The organism is Pseudomonas sp. RP-B7 (genome assembly GCF_059803535.1).
The window spans coordinates 16,541-35,604 of the sequence record NZ_JAPFHC010000017.1 but is presented as its reverse complement, the minus strand read 5'-3'; the positions used below and the strand labels follow the sequence as shown (position 1 = coordinate 35,604).

The following is a 19,064-nucleotide window of genomic DNA, read 5'->3' as shown; positions in this document are numbered from 1 at the left end:
GTTGTTCAGACTTCGTTCAGCGGCGTACCGGACGCTTTTGCAGTTTGCGCTGCAAGGTACGACGGTGCATGCCCAGGGCGCGGGCAGTGGCGGAGATGTTGCCTTCGTGCTCGGTCAACACCCGCTGGATGTGTTCCCACTGCAAGCGGTCCACCGACATCGGGTTTTCCGGCACCAGGGTGTCGAGGTCGGCATGCTCGGAAAGCAAGGCGGCCAGCACGTCGTCGGCGTCCGCCGGTTTGCACAGGTAGTTGCACGCGCCGCGCTTGATCGCCTCGACGGCGGTGGCAATGCTGGAGTAGCCGGTGAGGATCACCACGCGCATTTCCGGGTCGAGCTCCAGCAGCTTGGGCAACAGCACCAGGCCGGAATCGCCGTCCATTTTCAGGTCGAGCGCGGCGTAGTCCGGCAGATCGGCCTGGGCGATGGTCAGGCCTTCTTCGGCGGAACCGGCGGTGCTCACGCGGAAACCGCGACGGCTCATGGCGCGTGCCATCACGCGGGTAAAGGTGGCGTCGTCATCTACCAGCAACAGGTGCGGCAGTTCTTCGCCTTCGACTTGGATCTCGTCACTCATCGATATCTCCTCGTGCGACACGGGGCAGGCGCAGCTCGGTGAGCGTGCCACCTTCCTCATGACTATAGAGCTTCACTGAGCCGCCCGCGCGGGTCACGCTGGCCTTGCTCAAAAACAGGCCGAGGCCGAAGCCTTTGCCCTTGGTGGTAAAGAACGGTTTGCCGATCTGCTCGGCAATGGCCAACGGCACGCCCGCGCCGTGGTCACGAATATTGATGGTCACGTGTTCCGCATCCCAGTCCAGCTGCACGCCCAGGCCTTCGGGGCAGGCGTCAGCGGCATTGTTCAACAGGTTGAGCAACGCCTGGGTCAGGTCGGGCGGCGGCGCCATGCGCGGGACGGTGCCTTGCCCAAGCAGGTGGAAGCGGTAACTGGCTTCGGGGCGCATCAGGTGCCAGCGGTTCAAGGCTTCGTCGAGCCACTGGGTCACGTCCTGCATCTCCACCGCCAGGCGGCGATTGGCTTCGGCGGCGCGCACCAGTTGCTGCAAGGTCTGCTTGCATTGCTTGACCTGCTCCTGCAACACCCCGAGGTCTTCCTGCAGGGCAGGGTCGTGGTGGTCTTGAATGATTTCCTTGAGCAGTACGCTCATGGTCGCCAGCGGCGTACCCAACTCATGCGCCGCACCGGCGGCCTGGGTGGCCACGGCCAGCAGTTGCTGATCGCGCAGGCCTTCTTCCCGCCGAATGGCGCGCAGCTGTTCCTGGCGGCGCAACTCTTCGGCCATGCGCGCAGCGAAAAAGGTGATGACCGCGGCGGACAGGGCAAAACTCAACCACATCCCGTAGATCTGCAGGTTTTCCCGGGCAATGGGAAAGGTCTGCAGCGGATAGAAGCGCGCCAGCAACAAGGTGTAGAGGGTCAGGGCGATGCCCGACAGCACCACCGAATAGCGCCACGGCAACGTCACGGCGGCGATGGTCAACGGCACCAGGTAATACGAAACGAACGGATTGGTGGAACCGCCGGAGAAATACAGCAACACACTGTGGATAAACAGGTCGCAGGCCAATTGCAGCGCATATTCCAACTCGGTCACCGGCCACGTGGTGCGCAGGCGGATCGCGGTAAACACGCACAGCACGGTGGAAAAACCCAGGGTCACACCCAGTTGCAGCCACGGCAGTGGCAACAGGTCGAACCAATAGGCAAGCCCAACGGAGCCGGCCTGTGCGGCCAGGACCAGCGTGCGGATGAACGTCAGGCGCCAGAGGTTCTGGCGAGTGGCGGAAGTCAGTTTTACGGCGGCGAGCATGAGCTCTCCCGGTGAGCGCTGCAGGCGGATCGGCAGGAGTATAAACGATGCCGGCCGGCTGGCACGGCGCGTGTGGCTCTTTGCCGCAGGGCCGGCGAATGACCGTTCGTCGGCCCCACACAACTTGTAGCGAATGTGTAAACCCGAAGAACCCGATGCCACCGTCTACAGTCTTATCGAACACGACTATCCCAAGGAGCTCTCATGTCTCGTTTCACTCGCAGCGCAGCCGTCATCACCCTCAGCGTCGGCACCCTGGTCAGCGTGCCTGCATTGGCCGCCGACGCACTGAACTACAACCAGATTTCCCTGCGCGCCGAGGTCAGCCAGGAAGTTGCCCGCGACAAGATGATCGTGACCCTCTACACCGAATCCCAGAACAGCGACCCGGCCAAGCTCGCCGCTGAAATCACCACCACCATGAACAAGGCCCTGGGCCAGGCGCGCGAAGTCAAAGGCGTGACCCTGCGCCAGGGCAGTCGCAACAGCTACCCGATCTACGACAACAAGAACCAGAAGATCACCGGCTGGCGCGAGCGTGCCGAACTGCGCCTGGAAAGCGCGGACTTCCCGGCACTGTCCAAGCTCACCGGCGAACTGCTCAACACGCTGAAAATGGACAGCATGGATTTCGCCATCGCCGATGCCACGCGCAAGGCCAGCGAAGATTCATTGCTCAAGGACGCCGTCGCCGCCTTCAAGGCCCGTGCGCAACTGGCCACCGACGCGTTGGGTGGCAAGGGCTACAAGATCGTCAACCTGAACTTCAACACCAACGGCTATCCGCAACCCTACGCACGCGGTGGAATGATGATGAAAGCCGCCGCGATGGACTCGGCGCCGACACCGGACGTGGAGGCTGGCACCAGCCAGGTCAACATGAGTGCCGACGGGGTGATTGAAGTCTTGCAATAACTTCACGAACAGGCGGTAACAACGGCGCATTCCTCGCAGGTTTGCGCCTTTTTCTTGGGCGTCGTCATATGCCGCAGCATGTTCTCTGGAATCCCCGGCAGGATTTTCCCGACACAGAGAGTGCCGCAGCGACAGGGAGTGCTGCGTAGGCATATTGTCTACCTCACGAGAACCCAGCTCATGTCTATCTCTGCAATTTACACCGCGCCTCTCCAACAACATTCCACCCATTTACCCACGCCCTCTCCCGTAGCGCCGGTGCCACAGGCCGGCGCCGGTACAACGGCGTCGCCCCACGAGACCGCTCTGCTCAACGCCTACATTGCGGCGGTACAACGTAAAGTACTGCACAACGATGCCGGTCTGGTGAAGGTGCCGCCCCAGAGCACCCTGGGCCAATGGCTGGAGCTGTATCGGGCCCAAGTGGAACACCCGGTTGTGCAACGCTGGATGCACGATCAGAAGATCGATCCCTCTGCCCTGCTTTCAATCGACCCCTTCAAGGGCACGCTGACCGTCGGGGTCGACGCACAGAACAAAACCTTTTCGCTCTCGGACACCTCCGGCTGGGGCCAGGTTTCTGGCCCGTTGCTGGCCGCTGCAAAAGTGATCGCCCCCGAAAACAAAGGTGCCTTGCGCGTACGATTCGGTGATGGCTACACACAGGTCAGCGCCAAAGTGGTGGCGAACTTCCAGGGCATCGCGCTTCCTACAAACCGTTCCAAGGCCAGTGACCAAATCAAGCATCTGGAGCAGCAAAAAGCCTTCGACCCTATCCCGGCGGACGACCGTGTGCGCCCGGCCAGCAGCCGTTCAGCGGAAGCCCTGGAGGTGCACAAAAAAAATGCAGCCACGTTCTACAGCAGTGCTCCGCAAGCGCTGGAGTACAAGCATCTGGCAGTCGATGTTGCGACTAACCTGCCTGACACACGGGCAGAAGCAAAGAAGTGGGCAGAGGCACTCATTTTCAAGTTGACCGGCAAACATGTCGACGCGGACACCCTCTATTTCAATCGCTTCGACAACTACAACACACCGATGTTCGGAGCCACCGCCTCAGGCACCGAGCATTTCAACGATGAGCCAAAATCGTCGTTGCGCCTGCCCGATGCACTGCTGAAAAACTTCTCCGAACATGACGCAATTCCAGGCGAACTGGATGCTCACGCCGGTATATACACCGTCGGATACGGCGCAGGTGCAACAGGCGGATACGGCGCCCGTAACGAATTCCCCTTGGCCCCATCCAAACTCATGCACGAGAGCTGGAAAACCGATTTCCAAGGCCAAATGGACAAGAAGATCGACAAGTTCTGGAGCACGCATACCGAAAGCTATGAGACCGCCATCAAAGGAGAGTTCACCTACCAGGCCCGCAAACAATTGAAGGAGGCCGAGGCCAGGCCCGCGGCAGAACAAGCGGTGCAGGCTCCCGAACATCGATTTACGCGCGACGACTACCGCTTGGTTATGGGCGCCGTGTCCAACCTGCCACTCGATGAAAACGCGCCGCTAAGCGTTGAGCAGCTCAAGGCCAAGGCTCCAGCCAACGGAGTTGTGAAGGCGTACGCCCTCAACATCCACGGGATTACGTCCAGCGATATTGTGCGATTCAGTGCGGACGACGGTAGTCGGCAAGTCATCTACATACCCGGAGCCGTGCCGGCGTTTCTGAGATTTGATTCTCTCGACCAGTTGAACAAGTGGATCACTAACCAAGCCGATGACCCTAAAAAACGCGAGGCCCTGGCCGCTCATTTTCCGCTGGCCTCTCGACAAGACCATGCGCATAAGCCAGGCGTGGGTGAGAGTATTCTTGAGGGGTTGATCCCAGGACTCGCTCTTGCGACTTCGGTGATTAAATCCAAAGGTCTGGACACCGTACTCAGCGAAATGGCAGACGGTAGCCTGAAGGGGCCGGCCGTCAGTGCCAGCCACTCAAAGATCGAGGGCGATGTGTTTTCCACACTGACATCTGCCAGCAAGGTGCGTATGAGCAGCGATGCAGACATCGTGATCAAATCCAACAGCGAGGTGATCCGGGATACTTGGCTGAACGACATTACCGTGGCCGCAGGCTTACTGGCCAAGCTTGCCCCCATCGCGGCACCGGTAGCGGCTGCCGCAGTCATCACAGGCTTGGCTGAGGTGGCGCTGGGAGCAGAAAAGGCATCATCCGGTGACACCCAGGCTGAACGCAAGGACGGTGCGTCCAAGGCATTCGATGGTGTGCTGAACGTGTTGTTCTCGGCCGGCGCCAGCACCGTCCCCAAAGATCCTTTTGCTCTACCTCCCGAGAATGAAATAGCTGCGCAGGAGCCGATGCCTCGACCTGACGTCAATGCCGGTGAAGAGCCACAACCGGGGTCATCCAGCGGTAAGCCCGTTGTGCCCGCCCCTGAGGCGGGGCCTGCGGCCAGATCCAAATCGCTCATTCCCTTGGCTCAATACGCTGTTCCGGAAGGCGAAGCGCTGATAAAGAACGCCACCGCCGACGCGAAGGGGGTCTATCGAGTGAGCGACAGCGACGGGGTGCTGCATCAATACGTGCGCCTTACCGATGAAACAGGCACAAGTAAGGTATTTGAAATATCAGGTCGCTACAGGACGGGGAACTCATTCGCCAAAATCATTGATCCCAATAATGGCGCGGGTCTGATAGTGATAACACCCGGCCGCAATGGCGAGTGGGCGCGAGCTCCAGCCGATGGCGGTACATGGTGGAAACGTACACCTTCGCCAACACCAAGCCTGGAACCCAGGACACCGCCAAAACTATCGGATCAGTTCCTTGAAGTCGATGGCACAAAAATCAAGGGCTCCGAAAAACTGGACAATTACTTCAATCTTGATGGCAACGACTACGTTTACGGCATTGCTGTGGGCGATGACGGTGAAGTCATCCCGCAAATTTCCTGGACATCTGAAGAGAATCCCGCATTAGCCACTCCACCACCTACCGAATACAATTCGGCGTTCGGCACCAATGAATACACAGAACAGTTCCTTAAAGATTTAAACCGCAGCAAGCTCACCATACAAGCCCCCGGTGACATCAAACTGGAAATTGATATCGGTAAACAAATACGAGAGCTTGAATTGGAAAAGGGCAGATTCCTATCCACGGCCGAAATGGATGAACTCAAACAAAAAGCTATCGAATCGATTGAGAAGCTTATTCCTGACCCCGCGCTGAGAAGACGCATATCTGAACTTGCCAATCAATGGGCACTCGGCGCGGCCACGGATGAATTCAGAACGTCTCGATTCAAAGGTGAGTTTTTTGGAAGCGGACGTGACCCGCATTTTTACGTCAACTATGATCCGGCAAACGATGCAACCACGGTCACGGCCAAGTCCGATTTTATAGTCACCAAACTAGATGAACAGAATGGTGAGCTTGAGCGCCTTAATGATCTGGATGTAAAAGCATCCAGAACACTCACCCTCCGTCGCAGCAATGAACTGGACAGTGACGGCTATGTCTTGGACCCCTCTTCGCCGACACGTATAGAGGTTAGACCTACGCAAGGCTGATGGCGCTCCTCCCTATCACGTCCTACTGAACGGCGGTAACCTCGGTGACCGCCGTTTTCGTTTGGGCAGCGAATCTATGCCTGCCATCTCAGGGGTCTCCATGGAAAGAATCACCTTCAAACCGCTCTTCCTCGTCGCGGGCCTGCTGGCCTTCATGCCAATGGCCCAGGCGGCCAGCACCCTGGTCTACTGCTCCGAAGCCAGCCCCGCCGGTTTCGACCCTAGCCAGTACACCAGCGGCACCGATTTCGATGCATCGGCCGAAACCGTGTTCAACCGCCTGACCCAGTTCAAGCGCGGCGGCACCGAAGTGGAACCCGGCCTGGCCACAAGCTGGGACGTGTCCAATGACGGCCTGACGTATACCTTCCACCTGCGGGATGGCGTCAAGTTCCACACCACGGATTTCTTCACCCCGACCCGCGATTTCAACGCCGATGATGTGCTGTTCACCTTCAACCGCCTGCTGGATGCCGACAGCCCGTTTCGCAAGGCCTACCCATCCGAGTCGCCGTATTTCACCGACATGGGCTTGAACACCACGATCAAGAGCGTCGAAAAACTCGACGAGCACAGCGTGCGCTTCAACCTGAACAACGTCGATGCCGCGTTCGTGCAGAACCTGGCCATGAGTTTCGCCTCGGTGCAGTCCGCCGAATATGCCGCGCAACTGTTGAAAGACGGCGCAGCCTCCGACATCAACCAGAAACCCGTCGGCACCGGGCCGTTCGTGTTTAAGCGCTACCAGAAAGACTCGCAGATTCGCTACGTGGCCAATAAACAGTATTGGAAACCCGAGGACGTGAAACTCGACAACCTGGTGTTCGCCATCACCCCCGATGCCGCCTCGCGCCTGCAAAAGCTCAAGGCCGGCGAATGCCAGGTCAGCGGCTACCCACGCCCGTCCGACATCGAAGTGATGAAGCAGGACCCCAACCTGCGCGTGCTGCAACAGGCGGGTTTCAACCTGGGCTTTCTGGCCTACAACGTGACCCATCCGCCGCTGGACCAACTCAAGGTGCGCCAGGCCCTGGACATGGCCATCGACAAGCCGGCGATCATCAAAGCCGTATACCAGAGCGCCGGGCAATTGGCGCAGAACGCCCTGCCACCGGCGCAGTGGTCTTATGACCCGAATATCAAGGACGCGCCCTACGATCCCACCAAAGCCAAGGCGCTACTAAAAGAAGCAGGCATTGCGCCAGGCACCACCATCAACCTGTGGGCCATGACGGTCCAACGCGCGTCCAACCCGAATGCGCGTATGTCGGCACAAATGATCCAACAGGATTGGGACAAGGTCGGCATCAAGGCCAACATCGTCAGCTATGAGTGGGGCGAATACATCAAGCGCGCCAAAAACGGCGAACACGACGCGATGATTTATGGCTGGACCGGCGACAACGGCGACCCGGATAACTGGCTCGGCGTGCTCTACAGTTGTGCCGCAGTGAAGGGCAGCAACTACGCCAAATGGTGTAACCCGGCCTACGACAAGCTGGTGCAGCAGGCCAAGGTCAGCAGTGACCGCGAGCAGCGCATCAAGTGGTATCAACAGGCGCAAAAAATACTTAAAGAACAAGTACCTATAACACCTATTGCAAACTCGACGGTTTTCCAACCCCTGCGCAAGGAAGTGCGCGACTTCAAGATCAGCCCGTTTGGGCTCACGCCGTTCTACGGCGTCAGTCTAGATAAGTAACAGCAACGCCCCAAGCGGGTGCGCCAGACGCCTCGCTCGGTCTTTTTTGGTGCGCCTGGCGCACCGAAAAAACCCTCGAAATGTACGAAATCATGTACGAACTTTCATATTTGCGACATTCCTGTACGTTCGTACCACTCTTTTAACCTCGTATCGGTTCTGCGTCTTGCAATGGGTATGGCCCCTGCATAAGTATCCGCAGGTCGACTCACGAGGTCGCCCTCACTACCAAAAATGACAACAAATCATGAGGCCAACATGCTTAAACACGCAGTCCTTCCGCTTTTAGTTAGCGCTGGCCTTATGGCCGCAGCCCCTTTCGCCCAAGCGGCGACTAACCTGGTGTTCTGCTCCGAAGGGAGCCCGGCCGGTTTTGACCCAGGCCAGTACACCACCGGAACAGACTTCGATGCTTCGGCAGAGACCATGTTCAACCGCCTCAGCCAGTTCGAGCGCGGCGGCACCGCCGTTGTTCCTGGCCTGGCCACCAGCTGGGACGTGTCCCCGGATGGCCTGACCTACACCTTCCACCTGCGCGAAGGCGTCAAGTTCCACACCACCCCGTACTTCAAGCCAACTCGTGAATTTTCGGCTGACGACGTACTGTTCACCTTTAATCGGATGATCAACAAAGACGATCCTTTCCGTAAGGCCTACCCCACCGAGTTCCCGTACTTCACGGACATGGGGATGGACACCAACATCAAGAACATCGAGAAAGTCGATGACCACACCGTCAAGTTCACCCTTGGCACCGTGGACGCCGCTTTCATCCAGAACCTGGCCATGAGCTTCGCCTCGATCCAGTCCGCCGAATACGCCGCGCAGCTGTTGAAAAACGGCACGCCGCAGGACATCAACCAGAAGCCGGTCGGCACTGGCCCGTTCGTGTTCAAGAGCTACCAGAAAGACTCGAACATCCGTTACACCGGCAACAAGGACTACTGGAAACCTGAAGACGTGAAGATCGACAACCTGATCTTCGCCATCACCACCGACCCGTCGGTGCGTATCCAAAAGCTGAAGAAAAACGAATGCCAGGTCACCCTGTTCCCACGTCCGGCCGACCTCAAGGCGCTGGGCGAAGACAAGGACCTGAAACTGCCGCACCAGGCGGGCTTCAACCTGGGCTACGTTGCCTACAACGTGATGGACAAGGTCAAGGGCAGCGACCAGCCAAACCCACTGGCAGACCTGCGCGTACGCCAGGCAATGGACATGTCGGTAAACAAGCAGCAGATCATCGACTCCGTATACCAAGGCGCCGGCCAACTGGCCACCAACGCCATGCCGCCGACCCAGTGGTCCTATGACACCACCGTCAAGGACGCCAAGTACGATCCTGAAAAAGCCAAGGCGCTGCTCAAGGAAGCCGGCGTCAAGGAAGGTACCGAGATCGTGCTGTGGGCCATGCCGGTTCAGCGTCCGTACAACCCGAACGCCAAGCTGATGGCTGAAATGCTGCAAAACGACTGGTCCAAGATCGGCCTGAAGGTCAAGATCACCAGCTACGAGTGGGGCGAGTACATCAAGCGCTCCAAAGGCGGCGAGAACCAGGCCATGATCATTGGCTGGAGCGGCGACAATGGTGACCCGGACAACTGGCTGAACGTGCTGTTCGGCTGCGATTCGCTGGCCGGCAACAACTTCTCCAAATGGTGCGACAAGAAATTCGACGGCATCGTAAAAGAAGCCAAGGCTACGTCCGATGTCGCCAAACGCACCGAGCTGTACAAGCAGGCGCAACACATCCTCAAAGATGCTGTCCCGATGACACCTATCGCACACTCGACGGTGTATCAACCCATGCGCAACACCGTGCAGGACTTCAAGATCAGCCCGTTTGGCTTGAACTCCTTCTACGGCGTGAGCGTAAGCGGCAAGTAAAAATCAATAACGGCGACGTTTCATAACGTCGCCGTTATTGCATCCGCCATGACAGTAGGAAACAGACCACAGTCGCATTCGTTGCCGTCCTACAGCAATAAACTGCGATCCCTGTCTACGTTACCTACAAAGTCAGTCAGATTTTGCGCATTTACTGCGAAGTCCACGGCCCATAACGTCGTAGGACAGCAGAGGCTGCAATCTGATGGGCACTTGCTGCGTGGGGTCAGCCATGCATCCCGGCCGGTAAATGGCCGGGTGATTGCACGCTGACGACAACTACAAACAAGGATCGGGATCGTCATGCGCCATACCACCGTTCTATCCGCACTGTTTGCCACCAGCCTGCTGGCTGTGGCCACGATGGGCCAAGCCGCCGAGAAAAAGAGCCTGGTGTTCTGCTCTGAAGGCAGCCCCGCAGGCTTTGACACCGCGCAATACACCACCGCCACCGACAACGACGCGGCCGAGCCGCTGTACAACCGCCTGGTCGAATTTGAAAAAGGCGCGACCAACGTGGTACCGGGCCTGGCAACCAAGTGGGATATTTCCGAAGACGGTTTGACCTACACCTTCCATCTGCGTGAAGGGGTGAAATTCCACAGCAACAAGGAGTTCAAGCCGACGCGCGACTTCAACGCCGACGACGTGCTGTTCACCTTCAACCGCATGCTTGACCCCGACCAACCGTTCCGCAAGGCCTACCCCACCGAGTTTCCGTACTTCAACGGGATGAGCCTGAACAAGAACATCGCCAAGGTCGAGAAAACCGGCCCGCACACCGTGGTGATGACGTTGAACACGGTCGACGCCGCGTTTATCCAGAACATCGCCATGAGCTTCGCCGCGATCCTGTCGGCCGAATATGCCGAACAATTGCTCAAGTCCGGCAAGCCCAGCGACATCAACCAGAAGCCGATCGGCACCGGCCCCTTCGTGTTCCAGCGTTACCAGAAAGATTCGCAGATCCGCTATGTGGCCAACAAACAGTACTGGGACCCGAGCAAGGTCAAGCTCGACCAGCTGATTTTCGCCATCAACACTGACGCCTCGGTACGTGTACAAAAGCTCAAGGCCGGCGAATGCCAGGTAACCCTGCACCCACGTCCGGCCGACGTCGACGCCCTCAAGGCCGACCCGAACCTGCAATTGCTCACCAAGCCCGGCTTCAACCTCGGCTACATCGCCTATAACGTGCGCCACAAGCCGTTCGACCAGCTCGAAGTCCGCCAGGCGCTGGACATGGCGGTGAACAAGCAGAGCATCCTGAACGCCGTGTACCAGGGCGCGGGGCAACTGGCGGTCAACGCCATGCCGCCGACGCAATGGTCCTACGACGACAGCATCAAGGACGCCGCCTACAACCCGGAAAAAGCCAAGGAACTGCTCAAGGCTGCCGGCGTGAAGGAAGGCACCGAAATCACCCTGTGGGCGATGCCGGTGCAACGCCCCTACAACCCCAACGCCAAGCTGATGGCGGAAATGCTGCAGAACGATTGGGCCAAGATCGGCCTGAAAGTGAAGATCGTCAGCTACGAGTGGGGCGAATACATCAAGCGCACCAAGAACGGTGAGCACGATGTGAGCCTGATCGGCTGGACCGGCGACAACGGTGACCCGGACAACTGGCTGGGCACCCTGTACAGCTGCGACGCCATCGGCGGGAACAACTACTCCATGTGGTGTGACCCGGCGTACGACAAGCTGATCAAGCAAGCCAAGGTCGTGACCGACCGCGAACAACGGACTGTTCTGTACAAACAGGCGCAGCAACTGCTTAAAGCGCAGGTGCCGATCACGCCGGTCGCCCACTCGACGGTCAACCAGCCGTTAAGCGCCAAAGTCGAAGGTTTCCAAGTGAGCCCCTTCGGCCGCAACGTGTTCTCGGGCGTCAGTATCACCCCATAAAAACATAACCGGATGATGGAGAGCCAAACTGGCTCTCCAGCAAACGTGCAGCCAATTTTCAGGAAATTTCCTACGGCAAACGTTTGCAACAGCTTGAACGAGTTACACCCAATAGCCGGTTCACCTGATAAGGCCGGCATAAAAAAGAGAACCAAAGGAGCTTCACACATGAAACTGAGCAGCAAAGCGCTTCTGGCCCTGGCCATCAGCAGCATCACGGCGACCGCCTACGCGGAACCCGCCAGCCAGGATTTCGTGCCGACCACACTGGCCGGCACCAGCGCGCAAAGCGAGGCCAAGGGCTTTATCGACGGTCAAAGCCTGGGCGGTACCACTCGCAACTGGTATGCGAACGAAATGAAGTTTCGCAACGACCGCTTCAGCTATCGCAAAGACGGCGTGAAGACGCCGATCTCGCGCCGTATCAACTGGGCCCAGGGCACCATCCTCAACTACACCTCGGGCTTCACCCAAGGCACTGTCGGGGTCAGCACTGAAGTCGCTGCCTACAACTTCATCGCCCTCGACCGCGACCGCAAAGATATCGCCGGCGGTTCCAACCGTACCCTGGCGGATTCCGGCGGCGACGCTGTAGGTCAGTGGAGCAAACTGGGCCTGGCCAACGTCAAGTTCCGTGTTTCCAACACCACCTTGACCGCCGGTCGCCAGAACTTCAGCACCGGTATCGTCGACACCATCGGCAACCGTGCGCTGCCTTCGAGCTTTGAAGGTGTGAGCTTCAACAGCGAAGAGTTCAGCAACCTGTCGTTCCAGGGCGGCATCTTCGACCGCGTTTCGCCGCGTACCGAGCAGAGCCTGTCGAAATTCCGCTCCGAATACGGCAATGGCCAGGAAACCGACAAGGTCAAGACCCTGGGCTTCAACTACCAGCCGTTCAAGAGCCTGAAAACCAGCGTGTTCGCCGCCAACGTCGAAGACTTCTGGAACCAGTACTACTTCGGCGCAACCCACGAACTGGGTGATGCTCAAACCCTGGCACTGACCACCGGCCTGAACTACTACAAGACCACCGACACCGGCAGCAAGAAGATGGGCAACATCGACAACGACACTTACTCGTTGTCCCTGGGCTTGACCCACCAGGCCCACAGCCTGACCTTCTCGTACCAGGAAGTGAACGGTGACGAGTACTTCGACTACCTGCACGAAACCAACGGCATCTACCTGGCAAACTCCCTGACTTCGGACTTCAACAGCCCGAACGAGAAGTCTTTCCAGATCGCCTATGCCATCAACATGGCCGAATACGGCGTGCCAGGCCTGAAGTTCAACGTGTACTCGGCTCGCGGTTGGGGCATCGACGGTACTCACTACAACGGCACCGCCTACGGCGAAGCCGGCGCATCGCGTAGCGACCTGCGCCTGATGGACGGCGAGAAACACCAGGAATACGGCGTTGGTACTTCCTACGCAATTCAGAGCGGCCCGCTCAAGGCCACTACGATCCGTGGCACCTACGTGACTCACCGAGCCAGCGCCCAACAAGCTGACGGCAACATCAAAGAGTTCCGCCTGGTCACCACCATTCCGTTCAACATTCTTTAACTAGCGCCAGGTAGACGGCAGGCTCAGGACGAGCCTGCCGTCTACGCTTGTCTGGTCCCACCGATTGCAGAGGGCTCTGAATGAAAATGCTCCCACTCCAAGCCGCCATGGCTGCCGCGTTGTTGAGCGTGGCCGTCGGCATTTCGGCCAAACCGCTGGTGGTCTGCACCGAAGCCAGCCCGGAAGGTTTCGACCCGGTCCTGTACACCACGGCCGTGACCGCTGACGCCGCCGCCGAAACCATGTTCAACCGCCTGGTGGACTTCAAGCCCGGCACCACCGAAGTGATCCCCGCGCTGGCCAAGGCCCTGCCCGAGATCAGCGCCGATGGCCTGACCTACACCTTTCATCTGCGTGACGACATCAAGTTCCACACCACCGACTACTTCAAACCCACGCGCAACATGAACGCCGACGACGTGCTTTGGAGCTTCCAGCGCCAGCTGGACCCGAATCATCCGTGGCATAAAAAGTCCAACGTGGGCTACCCGTACTTCGAAAGCATGGGCTTCAAGGAACTGCTCAAGAGCGTAGAAAAGATCGACGATCATACTGTCGTCTTTACCCTGACCCGTCCTGAAGCCCCCTTTCTGGCCGACCTGGCCATGGCGTTCTCCTCGATTCACTCCGCCGAATACGCCGACCAGTTGCTCAAGTCCGGCAAGACCGATGACCTGAATGCCAAGCCGATCGGCACCGGCCCGTTTATCTTCACCCGCTATCAAAAAGACGCCCAGGTGCGCTTCAAAGCCAACCCGGACTACTTCCGTGGCGAGCCGCCAGCCAACCCGCTGATCCTGGCAATCACCGTCGATAACAACGTGCGCCTGCAGAAGCTCAAGGCCAACGAGTGCCAGGTCGCGCTGTATCCGAAACCGGATGACGTGCCGAGCATGAAGGCCGACCCGAACCTGAAGGTGGCGGAACTGGCGGCGATGACCACCGCCTACACCGCGCTGAACACCACCCACAAGTACATGAGCGACGCGCGGGTGCGTCATGCGATCAACATCGCGTTCGATAAGAAGGGCTACAACGAATCCCTGTATGGCAAAGGCAATGCCGTCGATGCCACCGGTCCGTATCCACCCACCCTGCTGGGTTTCAGCGACAAGCTGAAAAACCCACCCCGCGACCTGGACAAGGCACGTGCCCTGCTCAAGGAAGCCGGTGTGCCGGAAGGCACTGAGTTCACCCTGTTCACCCGTAACGGTGGCGGCCCGACCAACCCCAACCCGATGCTCGGCGCCCAGCGCATGCAGGCAGATCTCGCGCAGATTGGCCTGAAAGTGAATATCAAAGTTATGGAATGGGGCGAAATGCTCAAGCGCGCTAAAAATGGCGAGCACGACATGGTGTCCGCCGGCTGGGCGGGGGATAACGGCGACCCGGATAACTTCCTCACGCCGAACCTGAGTTGCGATGCAGCCAAAAACGGCGAAAACTACGCCCGTTGGTGTAACAAAGAGTTTCAAGACTTGATCGACAAGGCCCGCGCCGATGCTGAACCGACCCAGCGCGCTGCACTCTATGAACAAGCACTGGACGTTTTCGGCAAGGACCAACCGTGGATTCCCATGGCTTACCCGAAAATGTTCACCGCCATGCGCAAGAACGTCGAGGGTTATATCCAAAGTCCTCTGACGACCAATAACTTCGCCACCACCCAGGTGAAGTAATAAGAAAAACGCTCGGCGCCGTCGACACTGACGGTGCCGGACCTGCCTAACCGGCTGATTGAGGTACACGACAAGATGTTTAGTTTTATTGCCCGCCGACTGGGGTTATTGATCCCCACGTTTTTCGGCATAACGTTGCTCACGTTTGCGTTGATTCGCATGATCCCTGGCGACCCCGTCGAAGTCATGATGGGCGAGCGGCGCGTCGACCCCGAGATGCACGCACAGGCAATGGAACGCCTCGGCCTTAACAAGCCGCTGTATGCGCAATACCTGGATTACGTTGGCAAGCTCGCCCAAGGCGACCTCGGCGAATCCCTGCGTACCCGCACCAGCGTGTGGACTGAATTCACCGCCCTCTTCCCGGCGACCCTGGAACTGTCCATGGCCGCCCTGCTGTTCGCCGGTATCCTGGGCCTGTTGGCCGGGGTGATCGCGGCCTTGAAGCGAGGATCGCTGTTCGACCACGGGGTGATGGGCATCTCCCTCGCGGGCTATTCGATGCCGATCTTCTGGTGGGGCCTGATCCTGATCATGTTCTTCTCGGTGAGCCTGGGCTGGACCCCGGTGTCCGGGCGGATCGATCTGCTCTACGACATCGAGCCGCGCACCGGCTTCATGCTGATCGACACCCTGCTGGCTGACGAGCCGGACGCTTTCTGGGACGCGCTGCACCACCTGATCCTGCCAGCCATCGTGCTGGGCACCATCCCGCTGGCGGTGATTGCGCGGATGACCCGTTCGTCGATGCTCGAAGTGCTGCGTGAAGACTACATCCGCACCGCCAAGGCCAAGGGCCTGTCGCCGGCGCGCGTGGTATTCGTCCACGGCCTGCGCAACGCGCTGATCCCGGTGCTGACCGTGGTCGGCCTGCAAGTCGGCACGCTGTTGGCCGGTGCGGTCCTGACCGAAACCATCTTCTCGTGGCCCGGCATCGGCAAATGGCTGATCGAAGCCATTGGCGCACGGGACTACCCGGTGGTGCAAAACGGCATCCTGCTGATCGCCTGCCTGGTGATCCTGGTGAACTTCGTGGTGGACATCCTCTACGGCTTCGCCAACCCACGCATCCGTCACCAGCGCTGAGATCAAGACCATGACCACACCTACTCCCGTGTCAGCAGTCGATCAAAGCCTGCTGTATCCGTCCCCGTACAAAGAATTCTGGCAAGCCTTTTCCAAGAACAAAGGCGCGGTTGCCGGCCTGGCGTTCATGTTGCTGATCGTGTTCTGCGCGATCTTTGCCCCCTGGGTCGCGCCGCATAACCCGAGCGAGCAATACCGCGACTTCCTGCTGACCCCGCCGGCGTGGCTGGAAGGCGGGCAGATCCAGTTCCTGCTCGGCACCGACGAACTCGGCCGTGACCTGCTCTCGCGCCTGATCCAGGGCTCGCGCCTGTCATTGCTGATCGGTCTGTCGTCGGTGGTGATGTCGCTGATCCCGGGCATCCTGCTGGGCCTGTTCGCCGGGTTCTTCCCGCGCTTGCTCGGCCCGACCATCATGCGCTTGATGGACATCATGCTGGCCCTGCCGTCGCTGCTGCTGGCCGTGGCCATCGTCGCGATCCTCGGCCCAGGCCTGATCAATACCGTGATTGCCATCGCCATCGTCTCGCTGCCGTCCTATGTGCGTCTGACCCGCGCCGCGGTGATGGGCGAACTCAACCGTGACTACGTGACCGCTGCGCGCCTCGCTGGCGCCGGCCTGCCACGCCTGATGTTCATCACCGTGCTGCCCAACTGCATGGCGCCGCTGATCGTGCAGGCCACCTTGAGCTTCTCGTCGGCGATCCTCGACGCTGCGGCGCTGGGCTTCCTTGGCCTTGGCGTACAACCGCCAACCCCGGAGTGGGGCACCATGCTGGCTTCGGCCCGTGACTACATCGAACGCGCTTGGTGGGTGGTAAGCCTGCCGGGCCTGACCATTTTGCTCAGCGTGCTGGCAATCAACTTGATGGGCGACGGCCTGCGCGATGCGCTGGACCCGAAACTCAAGAACGCCGCCTGAGGAGATTCCCATGTCACTGTTAGAAATCAAGAATCTCAATGTGCGCTTCGGCGACAAGACCGCCGTGCCGGTGGTCGATGGCCTCGACATTTCCGTCGACAAAGGCGAGGTACTGGCCATCGTTGGCGAGTCGGGTTCGGGTAAATCCGTGACCATGATGGCGCTGATGGGCCTGATCGAGCACCCCGGCATCGTCACCGCCGACGCCCTGAACTTCGACGGCAAGGACATGCTCAAGCTGAGCAACCGCCAGCGTCGGCAGATCGTCGGCAAAGACCTGGCGATGGTGTTCCAGGACCCGATGACCGCGCTGAACCCCAGCTACACCGTGGGTTTCCAGATCGAAGAAGTGCTGCGCCTGCACCTGAAAATGTCCGGCAAACAAGCGCGCAAGCGTGCCATCGAGCTGTTGGAAAAGGTTGAAATCCCGGGCGCTGCCAGCCGTATGGATGCCTACCCGCACCAACTGTCCGGCGGTATGAGCCAGCGCGTGGCCATCGCCATGGCAATTGCCGGCGAGCCGAAACTGCTGATCGCGGACGAACCGACCACTGCGCTGGACGTAACGATCCAGGCACAGATCATGGAGCTGCTGCTGGCCCTGCAGAAAGAGCAGAACATGGGCCTGGTGCTGATCACCCACGACCTCGCGGTGGTGGCTGAAACCGCCCAGCGCGTGTGCGTGATGTACGCCGGCCAGGCTGTAGAGGTCGGCCAGGTGCCGCAGTTGTTCGACATCCCGGCGCACCCGTACAGCGAAGCGCTGCTCAAGGCGATCCCCGAGCACAGCCTCGGTGCCACGCGCCTGGCCACGCTGCCGGGTATCGTGCCCGGTCGTTATGACCGTCCGCAGGGCTGCCTGCTGTCGCCGCGCTGCCCGTATGTGCAGGACGCCTGCCGCGCCCAGCGACCTGGGCTGGACCCGAAAACCAACAGCCTTGCGCGCTGCTTCTACCCCTTGAACCAGGAGGTGGCGTAATGGCCGTCGTTCTTACCGCCCGCGACCTTACCCGTCACTACGAAGTGTCCCGTGGCCTGTTCAAGGGCCACGCGTTGGTGCGCGCGCTCAATGGCGTGTCCTTCGAGCTGGAGGCCGGCAAGACCCTCGCCGTGGTGGGCGAGTCGGGTTGCGGCAAATCCACCCTGGCCCGTGCACTCACGCTGATTGAGGAACCGTCTTCAGGCTCGCTGAAAATCGCCGGCCAGGAAGTCGCCGGCGCCGACAAGGCCCAGCGCAAGCAATTGCGCAAAGACGTGCAGATGGTGTTCCAGAGCCCGTACGCGTCGTTGAACCCACGGCAGAAAGTCGGCGATCAACTGGGCGAGCCGCTGCTGATCAACACCAACCTGTCCGCCGCCGAACGCCGCGAGAAAGTGCAGGCGATGATGAAGCAAGTGGGCCTGCGCCCTGAGCACTATCAGCGCTACCCGCACATGTTCTCTGGCGGCCAGCGCCAGCGCATCGCCCTGGCCCGGGCGATGATGCTGCAACCGAAAGTGCTGGTGGCGGATGAACCGACCTCGGCGCTGGACGTATCGATCCAGGCCCAGGTGCTCAACCTGTTCATGGATCTGCAGCAGGAATTCAACACCGCCTACGTGTTCATTTCCCACAACCTCGCGGTGGTGCAGCACGTTGCCGATGACGTGATGGTGATGTACCTCGGCCGCCCCGTGGAAGTCGGCCCCAAGGAAGACATCTACGCACGCCCCTTGCACCCCTACACCCAGGCGCTGCTGTCGGCCACCCCGACCATCCACCCGGACCCGAACAAGCCGAAGATCAAGATCGTCGGCGAACTGCCCAACCCGCTGAACCCGCCGCCGGGCTGCGCGTTCCACAAGCGTTGCCCGTACGCGACCGCACGCTGCAGCAGCGAGGAGCCGCAACTGCGGGCCTTGGATAACCGCCAGGTGGCCTGCCACTACGCGGAGCAATTCGTGGCGTGAGATCGCAACAAAAATGCCCTGGGCTGATTAAGCCCAGGGCATGACAGGAGTTCTACCGCCCCACCCGTCGGATTGCGCAT

13 protein-coding genes are annotated in these 19,064 nt (G+C 59.5%); 11 read left to right on the top strand and 2 right to left on the bottom strand.

From position 1 onward, the window contains the following. Positions 1 to 16 precede the first annotated feature (16 nt). Positions 17 to 577, bottom strand: coding sequence for a response regulator transcription factor (locus tag OPU96_RS16780; RefSeq protein ID WP_003171731.1), 561 nt, complete (start codon positions 575 to 577; stop codon positions 17 to 19). Beyond that, positions 570 to 1,832, bottom strand: a complete 1,263-nt coding sequence (locus tag OPU96_RS16775; protein WP_192297707.1) for an ATP-binding protein — start codon at positions 1,830 to 1,832, stop codon at positions 570 to 572. Before OPU96_RS16775 ends, OPU96_RS16780 begins: the two co-directional genes overlap by 8 nt. Before the next feature lie 204 nt (positions 1,833 to 2,036). Between OPU96_RS16775 and OPU96_RS16770 the strand changes: the two genes are divergently transcribed. From OPU96_RS16770 to OPU96_RS16720, 11 genes are all read left to right on the top strand, one after another. After that, positions 2,037 to 2,747 (top strand): SIMPL domain-containing protein, encoded by a 711-nt coding sequence (locus OPU96_RS16770; RefSeq protein WP_226456484.1) that lies wholly within the window; start codon positions 2,037 to 2,039, stop codon positions 2,745 to 2,747. A 180-nt stretch (positions 2,748 to 2,927) separates the two neighbouring features. Continuing rightward, positions 2,928 to 6,284 carry a dermonecrotic toxin domain-containing protein gene (locus OPU96_RS16765; RefSeq protein WP_498559384.1) on the top strand — a complete coding sequence of 1,119 codons (3,357 nt, stop codon included), beginning with the start codon at positions 2,928 to 2,930 and terminating at the stop codon, positions 6,282 to 6,284. Between the two features lie 100 nt (positions 6,285 to 6,384). Further along, positions 6,385 to 7,986, top strand: coding sequence for an ABC transporter substrate-binding protein (locus tag OPU96_RS16760; RefSeq protein WP_498559383.1), 1,602 nt, complete (start codon positions 6,385 to 6,387; stop codon positions 7,984 to 7,986). A gap of 258 nt (positions 7,987 to 8,244) precedes the next feature. Beyond that, a complete protein-coding gene (locus tag OPU96_RS16755; protein ID WP_226456487.1) occupies positions 8,245 to 9,873 on the top strand; it encodes an ABC transporter substrate-binding protein in 1,629 nt (542 codons plus the stop codon). A gap of 363 nt (positions 9,874 to 10,236) precedes the next feature. Next, positions 10,237 to 11,781 carry an ABC transporter substrate-binding protein gene (locus tag OPU96_RS16750; protein WP_370694907.1) on the top strand — a complete coding sequence of 515 codons (1,545 nt, stop codon included), beginning with the start codon at positions 10,237 to 10,239 and terminating at the stop codon, positions 11,779 to 11,781. Positions 11,782 to 11,949: 168 nt separating this feature from the next. Further along, positions 11,950 to 13,347 carry an OprD family outer membrane porin gene (locus tag OPU96_RS16745; RefSeq protein WP_092240692.1) on the top strand — a complete coding sequence of 466 codons (1,398 nt, stop codon included), beginning with the start codon at positions 11,950 to 11,952 and terminating at the stop codon, positions 13,345 to 13,347. Between the two features lie 80 nt (positions 13,348 to 13,427). Further along, positions 13,428 to 15,026, top strand: a complete 1,599-nt coding sequence (locus OPU96_RS16740; RefSeq protein WP_498559382.1) for an ABC transporter substrate-binding protein — start codon at positions 13,428 to 13,430, stop codon at positions 15,024 to 15,026. A gap of 75 nt (positions 15,027 to 15,101) precedes the next feature. After that, positions 15,102 to 16,112, top strand: coding sequence for an ABC transporter permease subunit (locus tag OPU96_RS16735; protein ID WP_003171721.1), 1,011 nt, complete (start codon positions 15,102 to 15,104; stop codon positions 16,110 to 16,112). 10 nt (positions 16,113 to 16,122) lie between these two features. Next, the gene (locus OPU96_RS16730; protein ID WP_105520930.1) at positions 16,123 to 17,034 is read left to right on the top strand and encodes an ABC transporter permease subunit; all 912 of its coding nucleotides are present in this window, start codon (positions 16,123 to 16,125) and stop codon (positions 17,032 to 17,034) included. A gap of 10 nt (positions 17,035 to 17,044) precedes the next feature. Then, the gene (locus OPU96_RS16725; protein WP_192297714.1) at positions 17,045 to 18,013 is read left to right on the top strand and encodes an ABC transporter ATP-binding protein; all 969 of its coding nucleotides are present in this window, start codon (positions 17,045 to 17,047) and stop codon (positions 18,011 to 18,013) included. Next, on the top strand, positions 18,013 to 18,984 hold the full coding sequence (locus OPU96_RS16720) for a peptide ABC transporter ATP-binding protein (protein ID WP_017138288.1): 972 nt from the start codon (positions 18,013 to 18,015) through the stop codon (positions 18,982 to 18,984). The genes OPU96_RS16725 and OPU96_RS16720 overlap by 1 nt, the downstream gene beginning before the upstream one ends. Positions 18,985 to 19,064: the final 80 nt, after the last annotated feature.

Excerpts from the sequence above, each read along its gene's own strand:
- OPU96_RS16780 (WP_003171731.1), bottom strand. The coding sequence starts at position 577 with ATGAGTGACGAGATCCAAGTCGAAGGCGAAGAACTGCCGCACCTGTTG.
- OPU96_RS16775 (WP_192297707.1), bottom strand. The coding sequence starts at position 1,832 with ATGCTCGCCGCCGTAAAACTGACTTCCGCCACTCGCCAGAACCTCTGG.
- OPU96_RS16770 (WP_226456484.1), top strand. The coding sequence starts at position 2,037 with ATGTCTCGTTTCACTCGCAGCGCAGCCGTCATCACCCTCAGCGTCGGC.
- OPU96_RS16765 (WP_498559384.1), top strand. The coding sequence starts at position 2,928 with ATGTCTATCTCTGCAATTTACACCGCGCCTCTCCAACAACATTCCACC.
- OPU96_RS16760 (WP_498559383.1), top strand. The coding sequence starts at position 6,385 with ATGGAAAGAATCACCTTCAAACCGCTCTTCCTCGTCGCGGGCCTGCTG.
- OPU96_RS16755 (WP_226456487.1), top strand. The coding sequence starts at position 8,245 with ATGCTTAAACACGCAGTCCTTCCGCTTTTAGTTAGCGCTGGCCTTATG.
- OPU96_RS16750 (WP_370694907.1), top strand. The coding sequence starts at position 10,237 with ATGGGCCAAGCCGCCGAGAAAAAGAGCCTGGTGTTCTGCTCTGAAGGC.
- OPU96_RS16745 (WP_092240692.1), top strand. The coding sequence starts at position 11,950 with ATGAAACTGAGCAGCAAAGCGCTTCTGGCCCTGGCCATCAGCAGCATC.
- OPU96_RS16740 (WP_498559382.1), top strand. The coding sequence starts at position 13,428 with ATGAAAATGCTCCCACTCCAAGCCGCCATGGCTGCCGCGTTGTTGAGC.
- OPU96_RS16735 (WP_003171721.1), top strand. The coding sequence starts at position 15,102 with ATGTTTAGTTTTATTGCCCGCCGACTGGGGTTATTGATCCCCACGTTT.
- OPU96_RS16730 (WP_105520930.1), top strand. The coding sequence starts at position 16,123 with ATGACCACACCTACTCCCGTGTCAGCAGTCGATCAAAGCCTGCTGTAT.
- OPU96_RS16725 (WP_192297714.1), top strand. The coding sequence starts at position 17,045 with ATGTCACTGTTAGAAATCAAGAATCTCAATGTGCGCTTCGGCGACAAG.
- OPU96_RS16720 (WP_017138288.1), top strand. The coding sequence starts at position 18,013 with ATGGCCGTCGTTCTTACCGCCCGCGACCTTACCCGTCACTACGAAGTG.